This window comes from Hymenobacter sp. 15J16-1T3B (genome assembly GCF_020711235.1).
In the GTDB taxonomy this organism is placed as follows: domain Bacteria; phylum Bacteroidota; class Bacteroidia; order Cytophagales; family Hymenobacteraceae; genus Solirubrum.
In genome coordinates, this window is the sequence record NZ_JAJFAV010000001.1 from 687,613 (window position 1) to 704,603 (window position 16,991).

At 65.4% G+C, this 16,991-nt stretch carries 17 protein-coding genes; 8 read left to right on the forward strand and 9 right to left on the reverse strand.

Going from position 1 to position 16,991, the window contains the following annotated elements; all coding sequences use genetic code 11:
- Window positions 1–154 precede the first annotated feature (154 nt).
- Window positions 155–733, reverse strand: coding sequence for an arylesterase (locus LJ737_RS02890; RefSeq protein WP_227762827.1), 579 nt, complete (start codon window positions 731–733; stop codon window positions 155–157).
- Between the two features lie 186 nt (window positions 734–919).
- On the opposite strand from LJ737_RS02890, the gene LJ737_RS02895 reads away from it, so the two are divergent.
- The 6 genes from LJ737_RS02895 to LJ737_RS02920 all read left to right on the forward strand — a co-directional run bounded on the left by LJ737_RS02895 (window position 920) and on the right by LJ737_RS02920 (window position 4,627).
- Window positions 920–1,885: a phage tail-like protein gene (locus tag LJ737_RS02895; RefSeq protein WP_227762829.1), complete on the forward strand. Its 966-nt coding sequence runs from the start codon at window positions 920–922 to the stop codon at window positions 1,883–1,885.
- A gap of 37 nt (window positions 1,886–1,922) precedes the next feature.
- The gene (locus LJ737_RS02900; RefSeq protein ID WP_317206634.1) at window positions 1,923–2,561 is read left to right on the forward strand and encodes a phage tail protein; all 639 of its coding nucleotides are present in this window, start codon (window positions 1,923–1,925) and stop codon (window positions 2,559–2,561) included.
- 11 nt (window positions 2,562–2,572) lie between these two features.
- Window positions 2,573–3,250, forward strand: coding sequence for a phage tail protein (locus LJ737_RS02905; protein ID WP_317206635.1), 678 nt, complete (start codon window positions 2,573–2,575; stop codon window positions 3,248–3,250).
- Between the two features lie 2 nt (window positions 3,251–3,252).
- Window positions 3,253–3,921: a phage tail protein gene (locus LJ737_RS02910; RefSeq protein WP_317206636.1), complete on the forward strand. Its 669-nt coding sequence runs from the start codon at window positions 3,253–3,255 to the stop codon at window positions 3,919–3,921.
- A gap of 141 nt (window positions 3,922–4,062) precedes the next feature.
- Window positions 4,063–4,380, forward strand: coding sequence for a thioredoxin family protein (locus tag LJ737_RS02915; RefSeq protein ID WP_227762831.1), 318 nt, complete (start codon window positions 4,063–4,065; stop codon window positions 4,378–4,380).
- Window positions 4,381–4,384: 4 nt separating this feature from the next.
- Complete coding sequence (locus LJ737_RS02920; RefSeq protein WP_227762834.1) at window positions 4,385–4,627, forward strand: DUF6952 family protein; 243 nt, start codon at window positions 4,385–4,387, stop codon at window positions 4,625–4,627.
- 158 nt (window positions 4,628–4,785) lie between these two features.
- Here the strand turns inward: LJ737_RS02920 and LJ737_RS02925 are convergent, their stop codons facing one another.
- From LJ737_RS02925 to radA, 8 genes are all read right to left on the reverse strand, one after another.
- Window positions 4,786–5,445 carry a nuclear transport factor 2 family protein gene (locus LJ737_RS02925; protein WP_227762836.1) on the reverse strand — a complete coding sequence of 220 codons (660 nt, stop codon included), beginning with the start codon at window positions 5,443–5,445 and terminating at the stop codon, window positions 4,786–4,788.
- A gap of 105 nt (window positions 5,446–5,550) precedes the next feature.
- Window positions 5,551–6,165, reverse strand: coding sequence for a TetR/AcrR family transcriptional regulator (locus LJ737_RS02930; RefSeq protein WP_227762837.1), 615 nt, complete (start codon window positions 6,163–6,165; stop codon window positions 5,551–5,553).
- Between the two features lie 37 nt (window positions 6,166–6,202).
- The gene (locus tag LJ737_RS02935; RefSeq protein ID WP_227762838.1) at window positions 6,203–6,898 is read right to left on the reverse strand and encodes a carotenoid biosynthesis protein; all 696 of its coding nucleotides are present in this window, start codon (window positions 6,896–6,898) and stop codon (window positions 6,203–6,205) included.
- Between the two features lie 121 nt (window positions 6,899–7,019).
- A complete protein-coding gene (gene crtD / locus LJ737_RS02940) occupies window positions 7,020–8,534 on the reverse strand; it encodes a 1-hydroxycarotenoid 3,4-desaturase CrtD (protein ID WP_227762839.1) in 1,515 nt (504 codons plus the stop codon).
- A 66-nt stretch (window positions 8,535–8,600) separates the two neighbouring features.
- Window positions 8,601–9,836, reverse strand: a complete 1,236-nt coding sequence (locus LJ737_RS02945; RefSeq protein WP_227762840.1) for a hypothetical protein — start codon at window positions 9,834–9,836, stop codon at window positions 8,601–8,603.
- A 72-nt stretch (window positions 9,837–9,908) separates the two neighbouring features.
- The gene (locus LJ737_RS02950) at window positions 9,909–10,943 is read right to left on the reverse strand and encodes an SPASM domain-containing protein (protein ID WP_227762841.1); all 1,035 of its coding nucleotides are present in this window, start codon (window positions 10,941–10,943) and stop codon (window positions 9,909–9,911) included.
- A 178-nt stretch (window positions 10,944–11,121) separates the two neighbouring features.
- On the reverse strand, window positions 11,122–12,585 hold the full coding sequence (locus tag LJ737_RS02955) for a TlpA family protein disulfide reductase (RefSeq protein WP_227762842.1): 1,464 nt from the start codon (window positions 12,583–12,585) through the stop codon (window positions 11,122–11,124).
- A gap of 204 nt (window positions 12,586–12,789) precedes the next feature.
- Complete coding sequence (gene radA, locus LJ737_RS02960) at window positions 12,790–14,175, reverse strand: DNA repair protein RadA (protein WP_227762843.1); 1,386 nt, start codon at window positions 14,173–14,175, stop codon at window positions 12,790–12,792.
- Between the two features lie 250 nt (window positions 14,176–14,425).
- Here radA and LJ737_RS02965 point away from each other — a divergent pair, with 250 nt between their 5' ends.
- Together LJ737_RS02965 and LJ737_RS02970 are read left to right on the forward strand one after the other, a co-directional pair.
- Complete coding sequence (locus tag LJ737_RS02965) at window positions 14,426–16,291, forward strand: tail fiber domain-containing protein (RefSeq protein WP_227762845.1); 1,866 nt, start codon at window positions 14,426–14,428, stop codon at window positions 16,289–16,291.
- A 138-nt stretch (window positions 16,292–16,429) separates the two neighbouring features.
- Window positions 16,430–16,879, forward strand: a complete 450-nt coding sequence (locus LJ737_RS02970; RefSeq protein WP_227762847.1) for a DUF2846 domain-containing protein — start codon at window positions 16,430–16,432, stop codon at window positions 16,877–16,879.
- Window positions 16,880–16,991: the final 112 nt, after the last annotated feature.

Sequence of the window (16,991 nt, forward strand, 5' to 3'; positions counted from 1 at the left end):
ATTTTGAATTTGTGAAGTTGTAAGTTGACGTTCAACGGCATCGTTCACAAGCCGAAACGGCCCCGGTTGCGCTTGCAGCCGGGGCCGTTTCCGTTGAACGGATAAAAGCTTTGTAAGTCGGAATGACGCTTCACAACTTCACAAATTCAAAACTTCACCTCTGCAACACCGGCTGCAGCACCGTCCACACGTTGTCGGCCACGATGCGGTAGCCGGCGGCGTTGGGGTGGGCGCGGTCGGGCAGGTTCAGCTCGGGCCGGCCGAGCACGCCCTGCAGCAGGAAGGGCACGAAGTCGAGGCCGTTTTTCTCGGCCAGGGGCCGGAACTGGGCCTTGAACTCCTGGGCGTAGCGCACGAACTGGTGCGCGCCGAAGGGACCGAGGTCGAAGGGAAACTCCATGCCCACGAGCACCACGCGGCACGCGGGGTACTGGCGCTGCACCTCGTCGATGATGCGCTGCAGGTTCTGGGTGGTTTCGCGCACCGGAATGCCGCGCAAGCCGTCGTTGGCGCCCAGCTCCAGCACGAACACATCGGGCCGGCGGCGGCTGAGCACCGCGGGCAGGCGCTGCAGGCCGCCGGCGGTGGTTTCGCCGCTTACGCCCGCGTTGATGCACTGCCAAGCCAGGCCCAGCGCGTCGATTTTCTGCTGAATGAGGGCCGGAAATGCCTGCGGGGCGGGCAGGCCATAGCCAGCCGTGAGGGAGTCGCCGAAGAAAATAATGTTGCGCATGGGAAGAGCGGCCGCTGCCGGGTTGAAGTGCCCGCAACGGCCACGCTGGCTGTACGGCCCGGGCGCGGGCTAGTTATGCGCAGCGGCCAGGGAAGCTCGGCTGTAAGGAGGGCCGCAGCAGTCTTCTGAACTTCATGCAAATGACATAGCTTATGCCATATATTGCGCCACTTTACGCTGCAGGCTATGGACAAACACTACTCTTTTCTGGCCGGCTTGCTGCTGGCGGCTACGGGCGTTTCGGCGCAGAGCGTGGGCATCGGTACCGGCGCCGCCGCGCCAGCGGCCTCGGCCATGCTGGAAGTGGCCTCGACCACCAAGGGCATGCTGGTGCCGCGCATGACGCAGGCCCAGCGCACGGCCATCAGCAGCCCAGCCCAGGGCCTGCTGGTGTACCAGACCGACGGCACCGCGGGCTTCTACTACAACACCAGCGCCACCAGCACCGCCGCTTGGCTGTGGCTGCCGGACAAAGCCTCCGCCGGCGACAACCTGGGCAACGGTACGGCCACCTCGGCCGTGAAGCTCAACGGCAACAGCCTTTCCAACAACGGCACCGGCGGCATCAGCATCGTCGACGCCGGGCACGTGACCATCACCGGCAACAACACGGTGACGGGCAACAGCACCATCGGCGGAACGGCCAGCGTGACGGGCAACGCCAGCGTGCTGGGCGTCGTGGGCGTTGGCACTGCTACCCCCGATTCCAAGGCGGTGCTGGATATCAGCAGCACCACCAAGGGCCTGCTGCCGCCGCGCATGAGCAAAACCCAGCGGGACGCCATGGGCACCCCCACCGTGGGCATGCTCATCGTGCAAACCGACAACACCCCCGGCTTGTACCAGTACACGGCCACGGGCTGGGCCAGCGTCGGGGCCGGGGTGTACACCGCCGAAAGCTCCTCTAGCGGGGCCGCGCCGACGAGTGCCGTCACGGTGAACCCCTCGGTGACCAACATCGTGTACACCGACAACGGCGTCGGCAACGGCACCGTGACGCTGGGCACGGGCACAGAAGGCCAGCGCTTGGTCATCGTCAACAACGACAACGGCTACCTCACGGTGGTATCGGCCAGCGGCACGGGCAACATCCTGCCCAAGTACGCGGTCCGCTTCATCTACACCGCCGGGGCCTGGCGCCGCGAGTCCTGATGCGCCTTCTGTCTCTTCTTTCGGCTTCTGCTCTCTGATGGCACACGCTTCTTCTTCCCGGACGACGCGCCGCACCTGGCTGCGCCGCGTGCAGGGCTGGCTGCGGCCGGCGGCTGCGGCCCCGGCCACCTATGCGCCCCGCCGAATGGCGGTGTTCGGCAGCGGCGGTACCGGCACGCCTTACATTGGTGAAATAGCCATTTTTGCGGGCAACTTCGCTCCGGCCGGCTGGGCCTTCTGCGACGGCAGCCTGCTGCCCATCAGCGAGTACGACACGCTGTTCAACCTCATCGGCACCACCTACGGCGGCGACGGGGAGTCAACCTTTGCCCTACCCGACCTACGCGGCCGCGCCCCGCTGCACGCCGGCAGCGGCTTTATCATCGGGGAAACCGCGGGCGTGGAGGAAGTCACGCTGTCCGTGCAGCAGATACCCACGCACAACCACGGCTTGCCCGCCAGCACCCAGCCGGGCACCACGGATTCGCCGTCGGGCGCCGTGCCGGCCGACGGCGGCAACGGCTCGGCCCAGTACACCCAGGACACGGGCAGCCTCGTCAAGCAGCCGGTGCAAACCCTGACGCCCGTGGGCGGCTCGCAGCCGCACACCAACATGCAGCCCTACCTGGTGGTCAACTACATCATTTCGCTGTTCGGCGTCTACCCCCAACCATAGCCTCCTCGCATATGACTTCCCCTTCCGATTTGTCGGGCCCTTCGTCGTCGCGGCGGGGCTGGCTGAAGAGCTTGGGCGGCCTGCTGGCCGGCGGGCTGCTGCTCGGCAGAAGCCGAGACGCCCAGGCCGAGCCGCTGGCGCCCCAGAATAACTTGGTGTACCTGGGCGAAATCATGATGATTTCCTTCAATTACGCCCCCCGCGGCTGGGCCCTTTGCAACGGACAGTTGCTGGCCATCAACCAGAACCAAGCGCTGTTTTCGCTACTGGGCAACATGTACGGCGGCAACGGGCAAACCAACTTTGCCCTGCCCGACCTGCGCGGCCGCATCCCGGTATCCGACGGCAATGGCTTTACGCTGGGCCAGCGCGGCGGCGCGCAAGCCCACACCCTCACGCTCAGCGAACTGGTGCCGCACCTGCACGGCATCAAGAGCAGCGTCGACATGGGTACCCTGCAGGTATCGGGCACGAGCAGCCCGGTGGCGCACCACTACTTGGCCAACAGCGGCGGGGGCGCCCCGCAATACGGCTACGCGCCCGATGCCCAATTGGCCACCACGGCCGCTGGCAGTACAGTGAATACCACCAGCAGCGTGGGCGGCAGCCAGGCGCATACCAACATGCAGCCTTACCAGTGCATTAATTTCGTTATTGCCCTCCAGGGGGTGTTTCCCTCCGCTACCTAGCCGTGCCGACGCCAACCTCCACCCCTACCGCGGTCCAACCCACCCGGCGGAGCCTACTCAAGCGCCTCTCGGGCCTGGTGGCCGGCAGCTTTCTGGCCGGGCCGCTTCAGAGCCTGTTCGGGCGCGCCACGCCCGCGGCGGCCGGCACGCTCACCAGCAACGACCCCTACGTGGGCGAAATCATCCTGGCGGCCTTCAACTTTGCCCCGCGCGGCTACGCCCGCTGCGACGGGCAGCTGCTGCCTATCCAGCAGAACACGGCTCTGTTTGCGCTGCTGGGCACCACCTACGGCGGCGACGGGCGCAGCAACTTTGCCTTGCCCAACCTAAACGGCTGCGTGCCCATCGGGGCCGGGCAAGGCCCCGGGCTGTCGCTCCGCGGCTTGGGCGACAGCGGCGGGGTGGCAACCGTGACGCTGCTGGAATCGGAAATACCGGCCCACACCCACACCGTGGAGCTGACCTACAGCACCGCCCTGGGCACCACCGACTCGCCGGCCAATGCCTTTCTGGCCAGCAATGCCTCGGGCCTGCCGCAGTACGCGGCCACCGGCACTGGCAGTATGGGCGGCGGGGCCATCGGCGGGGCCCAGCCCCACAACAACCTGCAGCCCTACCAGACCTTGGCCTACTACATTGCGCTGCAAGGCGTATTCCCGCCGCGGTCTTAACTCGCCCGGCCTCGTTGCGTATGGTACTGGCCGCCGGAAGTCCGGCGGCCAAACTTTTTTCTGCCCAAAACGCTTTAGGCTTGCGTGCTAGATAAGAATCGTTCTTATCTGCTGCGTTGCTTCTCATCAACCTAACCGATAATGGCCGTTACCAAAGCCACCGACGCTGACTTCCAGCAACTTCTCCAGCAGCACGACAAAGTCGTGGTGAAATACTACGCCGATTGGTGCGGCAACTGCCGCCTGTTCTCGCCCAAGTTTAAGCGCATGTCCGACGCGGAAAGCAACGCCGACGTGGCCTTCCTCGACGTGAATGCCGAAGTAAGCCCGGAGGCCCGCAAAGCCGCCAACGTGACCAACCTGCCCTTTTTCGCCGTGTTCAAGAACGGCGAGTTCGTCGACAGCGTGGCCGCCAGCAAGGAAGAAGCCGTGGCTTCGCTCATCGAGAAAATCCGCTAGTGCCATGAAAATCCCGGCCATCAAGCGTCTGGTGGAAAACCAGACCCTGCAAGACCTGCTCGAAGCCGAGGAGGCCCTGCTCGACGAGCGTAAGCCCTCCTTCGAAGTAGAAGGTGCCGACGACGGCGAGCAGCTGACCCACGTCTTCGCCGCCATCTGGATTCTGAACCACATGAAGGACCACGGCGCCGACTTCACCACGTCGCTGCGCGAGTACACCAAGAAGGTGCGCGTATCCATCAGCTAAACAGAGAACCGGCGAGTGCTGCCCTGACAGCCCCTACGCTTCAGGCGCAGCGAATTACGACACGCGGGCCCGGCAACACCAGTTGCCGGGCCCGCGTGCTGTTATCAGGCGTCGTGCGAGGGGCTGCAGGCCGCTTGCTGGCCCGCCAGCGTGCCCGGTCAGCGCTTGGTCGGCTCGGAGGCGTAGGTGTTTTTGAGCTTCTTTCGTTCTTTTTTGGCCTTTTTACCGGCATTAACCAGGGCCGTCAGTCGCGCGGGCACCACGTAGGTGGTCGAGCTGGCGGCTACCAGCCACTTGCCGTTGCGCCGGATGAAGTAGCGCATGATGCGGTATTCGCCGGTGGTGCTGGTGCCGTCCAGCTCGCCGCGGAAGGAGGTGTTGTGCACCACCAGCCCCGTGGTGCCGTACACCCGCACCACGTAGTCGAAGCCTTTGTTGATGTCGCAGCGGCCTTCGTCGTTGGCAATGGCCGCCAGCCAGTCTTTCTTGCTCGTCACCAGGCCTTTGGAGTTGACGGCCAGGTACTCGTCGGCTAGCAAGTGGGTGATGGTTTCGGCGTCGCTGCGCAGGGTGGCGGCGGTCAGCGCCTCGTCGATGCGCAGGAGCTCTTCCGCGTCGGGCCCTTCCGACACGGCCGCGTTGGTAGCTAGGCGCACCGCTTCGGCGCGGCGGGCGGCCTCGGCCTTGGTGCGGGCCGCTGCGGCGGCGGCAATTTTGGCTTTGCGGGCCTTAGCCGATTGGGGTTTGTGCTGCGCGCCGGCGGGCGCGGTACTTAGGCAGATCAGCGCAAACAGGGACAAGAGTAGGCGTTTGGTCATAGCGGCGGGTTTAGTTGCGCCGCAAACCTCCGCTATATCCAATAAATTAAAAATAACATGATAATGTGGTGCCCGTCACCACGCCCCTACGCCAGCAGCCCGGCGCTACATGCGGGCAAAATACCCCGAGGCAGCCTGAATGCCCTCGTCGGTGCACAGGCCGCGGAAATAGTAGAGGTACACGCTGCGGAACACCTCGGCGATGTTGTAGCGGCTGGAGGGGAAAATCTGCTCGTTGAGCATCATGTTGAGCTGCTCAATGATGATTTTGCTGACCAGGCCGATGTTGATGTCGCCGCGCAGCAGCTTTTGCACCACGCCGTCGTTGAGCAGGCCGTGCAGCTGCGGGTACGAGTAGTTCATCAGGTGCTGCTGGCCCACTTCCCAGGCTTCCGGGTAGAACTGAATCAGGTCCGAGAAATAGGTCGGCGCCGTTACTTTCTGCAGGTCGCGGATGCCCATTTCGAGCAGGCTCAGCAAACGCCCCACCGGATTGGGCACGCGGGCAAACAGCTCGGCGTGCTCCTGTTTCTGCCGCTCGATGTCGTGCAACGTTACTTGCATGACCAGGTCCGCTTTGTCGCGGAACATCTCGCGGAAGGTGGCCGGCGAAATGTCCAGCGCGGCTACCAGTTGGTCCGGCGACTGAGTCTCGATGCCCGCGCGCATAAATAGGTCGCGGGCTTCGTCCAGAAGCGTGTCGCGTAAAGTTCGGGTCATGCGGGGAAAGGGCGGGGAAGTGAAGCGGCCACGAAAATTAGCCGATAACCCAGCCCAAACCAAAAAAGAAAAGCAGCTGCAACAGGTACAGGAAGGGCACCAGCGGATTGCGGCCAGGCTGTACGTGGCTGCGGTTCAGGTACACCTGCAAGATTACCGACAGCGCAAACCACGCCTTAAAATTCTGCAGCGGAATCACGTCAGCAAACCATTTCCACCAGCCGAAGTGCACGGCCACCGGCTCGATGCACACGTCCATGCCCACCATGAGCAAGGCCGCCAGCAGCGCCCGTCCGAAGCCCGGCAGCGGCAGGCGCTGGGCCAAACCGCCGGCCAGGTAGGTCAGAATCAGCCAGTTCAGGCCGATGATAATGGGCACGTTCAACAGGCGCGGCCCCATGGTGGTGCCGTAGCTGTAGTTGCCGAAGATGACGCTGGTTTGCACGCCGGCCACCTCCACCCCGAAGCCCACCAACATGACCGTGAGGGCAAACCAGCCGAACATCGGCGCGGGGCTGTGGCGGTCGAAGCCAAGCAGCAGGGCCGCCGTGAGCAGCAGCGTGAGAGGCATGAACTGCAGGTAGAAGCCCGGGTCCTGCGAGAAGCCGAGGCCCACAAAACCCGTGGCGTAGAAGAGCAGCAGCACCAGTTGTGCCCCCAGCAGGCGGCGCGGCGCCGGGCCGGGCGCCGCCGGAGTCGCCACCGGCGAAGTCAGTTGATCAGGTTGGGGCATAGGGAGAAATTAAAAATGGAGAATTAAAAATCGAAAACGGGCTGGTCGGAGCCCCCGGTTCCGCACTGGCGGTGGCCGGGGCGGCCTTCGCAGGCAAGTTTCAATTTCTAACGGCTCATTTTTAATTGATTAAGTCAGCGACAATACGGGCGGAGAGCAGGCAGAGCGGGATGCCCCCGCCGGGGTGCACCGAGCCGCCGCAAAAGTACAGTCCGTCGAGCCGGCGCGAAAAATTCGGGTGGCGCAAAAAGGCCGCCAGCATGGTGTTGGAGGAAGAACCGTAGAGCGCCCCGCCGAAGGAAGAGGTATCGGCGGCAATGCCCGGCGGCGTCCAGGCGCGCTCGGCCCGGATCAAGGGAGCAACGTCGAGGCCGAGGGCTTGGTTCAGGCGGCGCAGCACGGCGGCGCGGGCCTGGGCCAGCAGCGCGGGCCAGTCCTGGCCCTGGTCGTGGGGCACGTTCACCATCACAAACCAGTTTTCGTGGCCGGGCGGGGCGTCGGCGGGTGTTTTTTTGCTGGTGATGTTCACGTACACCGTCACGTCGTCGGCCACGGTCTGCCGCTGGAAAATGGCCTCGAACTCGCGGCGGTAGTCGTCGGAGAAGAAGATGTTGTGCACGCCCAGCTCGGGAAACTCGCGGGCCACGCCCCAATAGAAAATCAGGGCCGACGAGGAGCGGGGCTGGGCCAGGGTGCGCTCGGGGGCGGGCTCCTGGGGCAGCAGGCGGCGGTAGGTGGGCACCACGTCCATGTTGCTGACCACAAGGCCGAAGTCGTACACGTCCCGCGGAGTGCGCACGCCCGTCACGCGGCCGCCGGCGGTCAGGATTTCCTCCACGGGCTCGTGGTAGCGGAACTGCACGCCCAGCTCCTCGGCCAAGCGCACCAAGGAGCTGGCAATGCTGTAGATGCCGCCCTCGGGGTAGTAGGCGCCGAGGCCGTGCTCCAGGTGCGGAATCAACGAGAGGGTGGCCGGGGCCTGGTAGGGGTCGGAGCCGTTGTAGGTGGCAAACCGGTCGAAGAGCTGCACCAGCCGCGCATCCTGCGGAAAGGCCTGCTCGTGGCGCGCGTGCATGGTGCTGAGCAGGCCCAGGCGCGGCATTTCGGCCACGGCCCGTAGGGTGTCGCGGCTCCAGTAGCTCTGCGGGCGGTGCAAAGACTTGTGCAGGAAGGTGGGCGCGGTGGCCTCGTAGGCGCGCTTCGAGCGGTGCAAAAAGCCGCGTACTTCGGCGGCGGGCACTTGCAGCTTCTGCTCGACTTCGGCGGCAAACTTATCCTCGTCGGCCCAGGCCGTCAGCCGGGTGCCGTCGGCGAAAAAGTACTGGGTGATGGGGTCGAGCCGCTCGTAGCGGAAGTAGTCCTGCGGCTCGCGCTGGGCCAGCCGGAACAGTTCGTCGACGAGGCCGGGCAGGGTGAAGAGCGAGGGGCCCGCGTCGAAGCGGTAGCCGCCGGGCAGCTCGAACTGGTGCATCTTGCCCCCGAACGACTCGCGCCCCTCGAACACGGTGACGGCGTGGCCCTGGGCCGCCAGGCGCACGGCCGTGGCAATGCCACCGATGCCGGCGCCGATGACGGCTACGGGTTGCTTCAGGGACGAGGCTTGGCGCAGCTTGCGGCCGGCGGGCAAAACGGGCATGGTGTGGGGCGGCGGGAAAGTCAGTAGCTACAACCGGGCGGGGCCGCGGGCGGTTCAGGGCCCCTCCTAGTTGCGCGGTTCGATACGCTGATAGCGCAGCCGGGTTGGCTGGGCCGGGTCGACGTAGAAGGCCAGGGTGGCCGTTTCGGTGGTTATGACAAAGCGGACTTCTTCGGGCCGCTGGGGCTGGCGGAAGCGTTGCATCTGCTGGAAGGGCACCGCCGCGACGCTGGCCGGGTTGTGCTTGTCGAGCACGTGCAGGCCGCGTTCTTCGTCGAGCAGGTAGTATGAGTGCGTTTGCCAGACGTAGCGCCGCGGCACCAGATAGCCGAGCACGTCGAAGTAGCCCGCGTAGCGAAACTGCTGCCGGACCTGCCCGCGGGTGTTCAGCACGAAGGCGTTGGGCGCGTTGCGCCGGCGCCGGTCGACCACCCACTCGTAGTCCCGCGTGCTGTCGGCGTTGACGATTTCGCGGTACTGGCCGTAGCGGTAGATGGTGCAAAGCGTGGAGTCGGAGAGCAGCAGCGCAGCCACCAGCGTGGCCTGGGGCTTGAGCAGCTGCACCGTGCGGCCGTCGGGGCGGCGCAGCGCCTCGCAGTCCAGCAGCGTGCCGTCGGCCAGTAGCTTGGCCTGGCAGTCGGGCCCTTCCCCGCCCGACCACCGCCCGGCCGACAGGCTGCGCACGCGCCCGTCGAGGCCGAGGGTGAGCACGCAGGTGCGCCACACGTCGCTGTCGGGAATGCCGACCACGACGGTAAAGGCCAGCGTCTGGCTGGGCGCGTGGTAGCCGACGAAGAGCGGCCGCTCCGGGTTGCTGACCGTCGCAATGTCTTGGCCCGCCACCTGGTAGAAGTCGGCTTTGCGCAGCTGCCGCCGAAACACCTGCCGCCCGGCCGGGTCGAGCAGGGTGATGGTCTGGCCGCCCGCGTAGCCGCGCACCCGGTGGGTGCGGGCGAAGGTGGTGGTATCGTCGGCGTAATACGGCCCGACGATGCCCTCGGTCACCGCTACCAGCGGCTTGGTCGAGTCGGTTTCGGCGCGCAGCAGCAGGCGGTAGCGTTGCTGGCCGATGTAGAACGTAGTGTCGTGGCCGGGCTGGTAGCCGTGCTCCGTACGGCTGGCGTCCACGGTGTCGGGCGGGGGCGCCGCGGGCGCAGGTGCGGCCACTGTCGCCGCGCTGTCGGCCGCGGGCGGGGTGGTGTGCTCCGGCTGCCGCCGCGCTTCGCAGGCTACTAAAGCGGTCAGCCCAACGGCCCCCATCAGGGCCGGGCCGGTACGAAACAAAGAAAACACAGGGCGCATCGGCTGCAATAAACGCGGTAGCGGCTTAATGCAGCCGCTTATGCGGATTTCGCCGCCCCGGTTGGCCGCGGTTTAGCCCCACACTTTGGTGCCAGCCGTGCAGTTGCGGCACATTTCCACCTGGTCGCGCCCTTTCAGCAGGGCGCGGCGGAAACCCTGGTACTTGGGGCCGTGCCAGAGCTGCCGGAACGAGGTCTGCTGCACGTCGCCGAGGCGGTACTCGGCGTCCTTGTCGAAGCAGCAAGGCACCACCAGCCCGTCCCAGGTGATGACGCAGGAGTGCCACATCTTCCAGCAGTGGTTGAGCAGGCGGTTCTTGATGCTCCACGAGCCGTCCTCGTTGTTCTGGTAGCGCGAGTAGTAGTCGATGGTGGGGATGAGCGGGCTGCCCTGCTCGTAGTCGTAGATCTGGGCAGTCTTGAACCACACGTCGTCGACGCCCAGCTCCCGGGCCAGCTCCTTGGCCTCGTCGATCTGGTGCTCGTTGGGGCGCACCACCAGAAACTGGAACACGATGCGCGGGGTCTGTGACTTCAGCTCCCGCTTGTACTTCACCACCCGCCGCACGCCTTCCAGCACCTTGTCGAGCCGGCCGCCCACGCGGTACTGCTGGTACACCTCCTGGGTGGTGCCGTCGAGCGAAACGATGAGGCGGTCCAGGCCGCTTTCCACGGTGCGCTTGGCGTTGGCTTCCGTGAGGTAGTGCCCGTTGGTGCTGGTGGCGGTGTAGATGCGCTTTTGGGTGGCGTAGCGCACCATGTCGAGGAAGCCGGGGTTCAGGTACGGCTCGCCCTGAAAGTAAAACGTGAGGTACCACAGCCGCGGCGCCAGCTCGTCGATGGTGCGGCGAAACACCGCGTCGTCGAGCATGCCGGTGGGGCGGGTGAAGGAGCGCAGCCCGCTGGGGCACTCCGGGCAGCGCAGGTTGCAACTGGTGGTTGGCTCCAGGCTCACGGCCAGCGGCAGGCCCCAGGCCCGCGACTTGTTGGTGAGCCGGCTGAGCACGTAGGAGCTGGTGACCTGGGCCGCGTTCAGGGCGCGCAGGGGCGTGAGCTTGGAGAGGAAGTTCAGCCCGTCCCGGACTGCGGAGGCTTTCAGCGTTGGCATAGGTAGCGGCGGACGGGCAAGGGGTGGATTCAGCCAGCTTAACCCCGGCGCGGGGCCGCCGGTTATTTGGCTAGGTAAAAATAGCAGCCCGCCCGCGAAGAACCGGCCGGCCCTAAATGCCGCGGGGCCCCGACCTTGGAAGGTCGGGGCCCCGCGCTGGTGCTGTGGTGCGGTGGGGTTATTTGCCCATCGGCAGCGTGCTGCTGTAGGTCGAGGCTTTGCCGAACGACTCCTTGATTTCGTCGACGGCGGCGCGGCTGCTCAGGCGCTTGGGCTTGGTGTTGAGGAAGGTGCCGTCTTCGGCGATGAGGAAGTAGGCGGGCACTTCCTGCAGCATGTAAGCCTTGGCCAGCGGGCCGCGCTGCCCGCCGGGGGCGCGCAGGTGGGTGCCGCCCAGCTTCTTGCTCACCACCAGCTGCTTCCAGGCCGGCTCGTTTTCATCCAGGGCGATGTTGACGAAGGCAATGTTCTGGCCGTTGAATTTTTTGGCCAACTCCTGGGCGTAGGGCAGGTCGCGCAGCGAAAGGCCGCTGGTGGTGCGCCAGAAGTTCAGGTACACCAGCTTGCCGCGGAACGACTGCAGCGTCACCGTGTCGCCGGCGGCCGACACCAGCTTAAAATCGGGAGCCGGCGAGCCGATGGCGAAGTCCTTGTGAGCGTCGAAATCGGCCTTGAGCACCGGGTAGAGCTTGTTGCCCTTGTCCACCGTGTTGCGGAAGTCGTCGAGCATGGCCGCCGACTGCTTCACGTGGCCGAAGCGGAACGACTCCTGCAGCACGCGGCCCAGTACGATGGAGCGGGCCGGGCCCTGCAGCTTGTCCTTGGCCAGGTTGTAGCACACCTGGTAGAACTCCGGGTCGCCCTTCTTGTGGCCGGCCGCGGTGGCGGCGTAGTGCACGTAGTTGAGGAGGAATTCCTGGTAGTTGTCGTTCAGCAGCGCCGATTCGTTGTTGATCAGCTTCGCGTCGTTCAGGAAGTCGTAGTAGGTCGGCGTCATCTTCAGGCGGTTCTCGGTGGAAACCACCTGCTCGCGCAGGTCCTGGAAGGTGAGCCGGTCGTTGGCGTAGCTGTAGTCGACCTCCGCCTGCATGTAGCTGCGGAAGGCGGCCGACACGGCCTGGTCTTCCTGCACGTTCTTCAGGAATTTGTCTTCCTCCTTGCGGCGGTAGTCGAGGAAGTGCAGGAAGGGCGCTTCGTAGAGGCTGATGTTGTCGGGCAGCACCTGAAAGCCGTCGTTTTCCACGAAATGCTCGTCGAAGTCGGCCAGGTAGGTGTTGGCTTCGGCGCCCTTGCCCTTGAATTTCACCGACTGGGCCAGGTTTTCGCCCTTGAAGCGCACGTCGAGCTGGGTGCCGGGCTCCAGCCAGAGGCCGGCCACGTCGTCGCCGTACACCAAGTCGGCCTTGGTGGGGCCGTCCACTTTCAGCGCCAGCCGGAACTCGCCCTTGTCGTTGACGGCGGCGTAGGTCAGCTGCTCCTTAGCGTCGAGCGGGTGCTCCCGCACCGACACGGCCACGGAATCCTCCGTCTTGCCGTTGATTTTGCCGGTGAGCACCACCGTGCTTTGGGCTTGCCCCGCCAGCGGCGCACACAGCGCGGCGGCGAGCAGGCTCAGGGCCGAGAAGCGGAGAAGTGAGGACATCAGGCGGCTAGGTATCAGGGTGAGGCAAAGCAAACAACAACTCTCATACGCGACCGAAGCCGCCCCGTTGCAAGCTGGTCGACCAAGGGGCAAACCAAGCGTTTCGCGGGAAAAGACAATCGTTGGACCGAAGATAAGACGATTGGATTTACAAAGTCCAATCGTCGTCCTCACATTTTCGGGGGATGCCTGATTTTTTTGGCCTTAGCCGAAGAGCCCGCTCAGTACTTCATCAAGACGTCCTACCGGGTGCACTTTTAGTCCAAAGCGTCCCAGGTCCAGACCGCGGCCGTTGAACTGCGAGATGTACATTTCCTGGAAGCCCAGCTTCTCGGCTTCGGACAGGCGCTGGTCGAGCCGGCTCACCGCCCGGATTTCCCCGCTCAGCCCGACCTCGGCCGCCAGGCACACGTTGCCGGGCACCGGAATGTCGTTCAGGGAGCTGACCACGGCGGCGCACACGGCCGCGTCGAGGGCCGGGTCTTCGAGGCGCAGGCCGCCGGCAATGTTGAGGAACACGTCGTGCTGGCCCAGGCGCAGGCCCGAGCGTTTCTCCAGCACGGCCAGCAGCATCTGCAGGCGCTTGGAATCGAAGCCGGTGCTGCTGCGCTGCGGGGTGCCGTAGGTGGAAGGCGTCACCAGCGCCTGCACTTCCACCAGCAGCGGGCGGTTGCCCTCCAGCGTGGCGCCGATGGCCACGCCGCTGAGCTGCTCGTCGCGCTGGCTGAGCAGAATCTCGGAGGGGTTCGACACCTGCCGCAGGCCCGAGCCCTGCATTTCGTAGATGCCCAGCTCGGAGGTCGAGCCGAAGCGGTTTTTGATGGTGCGCAGGATGCGGTAAGTGAGGTGCCGGTCGCCCTCGAACTGCAACACCGTATCCACCATGTGCTCCAGGATTTTGGGGCCGGCAATGGAGCCGTCCTTGGTGATGTGGCCGATGAGCAGCACCGGCACGCCCGTGTCCTTGGCGTACTTGAGCAGCTCGGTGGTGCACTCGCGCACCTGGCTCACCGAGCCCGCGCCCGACTCCACCAGCTGGCTGTGCAGGGTCTGAATCGAGTCGACCACCACCACGTTGGGCTGCAGCGCGTCGATTTGCTTGAAAATGTTCTGGGTACTCGTCTCGGTGAGGATGTAGAGGCCCGCGTGCTGCTGGCCCATGCGCTCGGCGCGCATCTTGATTTGCTGCTCGCTTTCCTCCCCCGACACATATAGAATGCGCAGGTTCTTGAGCTGCATGGCAATCTGCAGCATCAAGGTGCTTTTGCCGATGCCCGGCTCGCCGCCGATGAGCACCAGGGAACCGGGCACCAGACCGCCGCCGAGCACGCGGTTCAGCTCCCCGTCGTGAGTGTTCAGGCGCGACTCTTCTTCGTAGAGGATTTCGCCCAGGGGCTTGGGCTTGGCTGCCTTGCTGGTGCCGCCCACCGAGGTGGAAGCCTTCCAGGCGTTGGCGGGCGTGAGTTCCTCCTTCTGCACCACTTCTTCCACGTAGGTATTCCACTCGCCGCAGGAGGGGCAGCGGCCGATCCACTTGGCGCTCTGCGCGCCGCAGTTTTGGCAGAAATAAACGGTCTTGATCTTGGCCATAAGGGCGAGGTCGAGCTAAAAGAAGGTAATGCTTCGGGCTGCTAAAAAGTTTGGCAAGAACGGGGTTTTTGCCTGGATAAACGGCGCCTTTCCGGGCAGGACAATCAGCTGGCTGAAGGCTGGTGACGGACTGCCCGGCAGTAAGACGCGGGCGGGCTGTCCGGCGCCCCGTCTGGCGTTGTTGGCATACAAAACCGGGCAATGCAGGCGGTGGCGTGGTATCTTCGGGCTCAGCCCTGACTGCTCCCCTATGACGCACCTTTCCTCCGCTTGCTTGTCCGCCGGTACGCTGCTGGCGCTGTTGCTGCTTGGCGCCGCCGACGCCGCCGCCCAGGCCACCCAGAACTACGGTTTCAACGATTACGACATCCTGCTGCGCTCCGCCACCGATACCAACCACGGCCTGGGTTGGTACGGCGGCGGCAAGCTGTGGAACGGCACGAACGTGGACGGGCCGGTGCTCTTCGGCTACACGAGCGGCGCGCTGGGCATCAGCCAGCAGGGCGCCCGCAGCACGGTGCTGACGTGGACTGCCGCCGGCCAGGTAGGCATCGGCACCTCGACGCCGGGCCTGCTGCTGCACCTGCGCCACAGCAGTACGCCCGGTCTGCGCCTGGAGCGGCCGGTGAGCGGTGGCTCCCAGATCTGGGACCTGGCCAGCTCTGGCACCGACTTTTTCGTGCGCGACGTGACCGGGGGTAACCGCCTGCCCTTTCGCATCCAAGCTGGGGCGCCCGGCAACGTGCTCTATCTCAGCAACAGCGGCCGAGTGGGCCTCGGTACGGATACACCTGCCCTGCAGCTGCACCTAACCAACAGTGATACGCCGGCGATGCGCATGGAGCAAACCAATGCTGGTGGCTTCACGGCCCAGACCTGGGACATCGGCGCCAATGAAGCCAACTTCTTTGTGCGCGACCTGACCGGCGGCTCCCGCCTGCCCTTCCGCATCCGGCCCGGCGCCCCTACCAGCTCCCTCGACATCAGCGCCAGCGGCAACGTGGGCATTGGCACGACTAGCCCGCAGGCCCTACTACACGTGGCTGGCACCGCCAAAATCGACAGTGTCTACACCCTGGAGTTTGGGGCGGGCATGAGCCGCAAGGATGCCCTGGCCGGCACCATCGGGTACGGCAACATTACGACCGACGCGCTGAATATCGTGGGGGCCGGCACTGCGGCCTACAACCGCAAAATCGAGCTGCACACTGGCGGCGGAACTACCGTGCAGGGCGGCGCCGGCGCCGGCGGCACCACCCTACGCGTGGCCAACGGCAACACGCCCGGCGTTCGGCTGGACCAGCTGGCGGCCGGAGGTTGGGGCACCCAGGTCTGGGACCTGGCAGGCAACGAGGCCAACTTCTTCGTTCGTGACGTGACCAACGGCAGCCTGCTGCCCTTCCGCATCCGACCGGGCGCACCCACCAGTTCCCTGGACGTCAGCGCCAATGGCAACGTGGGCGTAGGTACCCCGAGCCCGCAGGCCAAGTTGGACGTGCGTGGCAACGTGAAGATTTCGGGCGCCAACACCTTGGAATTCGGCTCCGGCGTAGCGGGCAAGCAGGCGGAAGCCGGCACCATCGGCTACGGCAACCTCGCGGCCGACGCCTTGAACATCGTCGGCGCCGGCACCTCGACCACCGACCGCAAAGTGGCCATCTACTCGGAGGGCGGCATGACGATAACCGGCAACCTGACCCTGAACGGCGTGGTGGCCAGCAGCTCCGACGCCCGCCTGAAAACCGACGTGCGCCCGCTCGCCGGCGCCCTGCGTGGCGTGCAGGGCCTGCAGGGGCACCGCTACCGCTTCCAAGCGGGCAAAGGGCCGCAGGGCGAACAGCTGGGCTTTATTGCACAAGAGCTGGAGCAGGTGTACCCCGAGCTGGTCACGACCGGCGCCGACGGGCTCAAGGCCGTGAACTACGCCCAGCTCACCCCCGTGCTGGTGGAAGCCCTGAAGGAGCAGCAGCGGCAGATTGAGCAGTTGCGGGCCGAGGTGGCGGCCGGGCAGGCGCAGCTGCGGCAGCAGCAAACGCAGGCCGCGGCCGGCACGGCCGCGCTGGAAGCCCGCCTCACCCGATTGGAAAGCCTGCTGGGCGCACGTGCCGGCAAGTAAGGCCGCGGGGTCCGTCGGGGTATTGCTGCTGGATCAATCCCATATTAAATTGACGGGAAAAGGCACCGAGGGCACCGCCCATAGCCCCGGAAGGCCCTATATTTAACCGCTTAAAACTCTTCCCTCTCTCAACCGCATATGCGTTACCTCTTCTGCACCGGCTTGTTGCTGGCCGCGGCCGCTGGCACTTGCCACGCCCAGGGCCCCGTGCCCACCCCCACTCCCGACATGGCCACCGTGGTGTTTTACCGCCCGCCCATGCTGGCCCAGGCCGCTACCAACTTCACCGTGCGCGCCAACGGCGCCGAGCTGTGCCGCCTCAGCAACAAGCGCTACTTCGTGACCAAGCTCAAGCCGGGCGAAACCTCGTTTACCTCGGTGGCCGGCGGCCTGAACCTGCCCGACCAAGACAAGTTCGACCTGAACCTGGAAGCCGGCAAGGTGTACTACATTCAGGGCGACGTGAAAACCCGCCTGATGACCGTGAAAATGGTCTTCACGGAAGTCACCGAGTCGACCTACAAAAAGAAAAACGCCGACCTGAAGCCCGACAACTGCGGCGAGGCGGCCCCTGCTTCGGGCCAGTAGCCCACTGGGTATTCCGAGACGCAAGTCGGCCCCGCCCGGCCCGCCAGCAACTGGCGCGGCCGGGCGGGGCCGACTTGCGTGTGCTCCTAGCGGCCGGCCGCCGGTGCCGCGG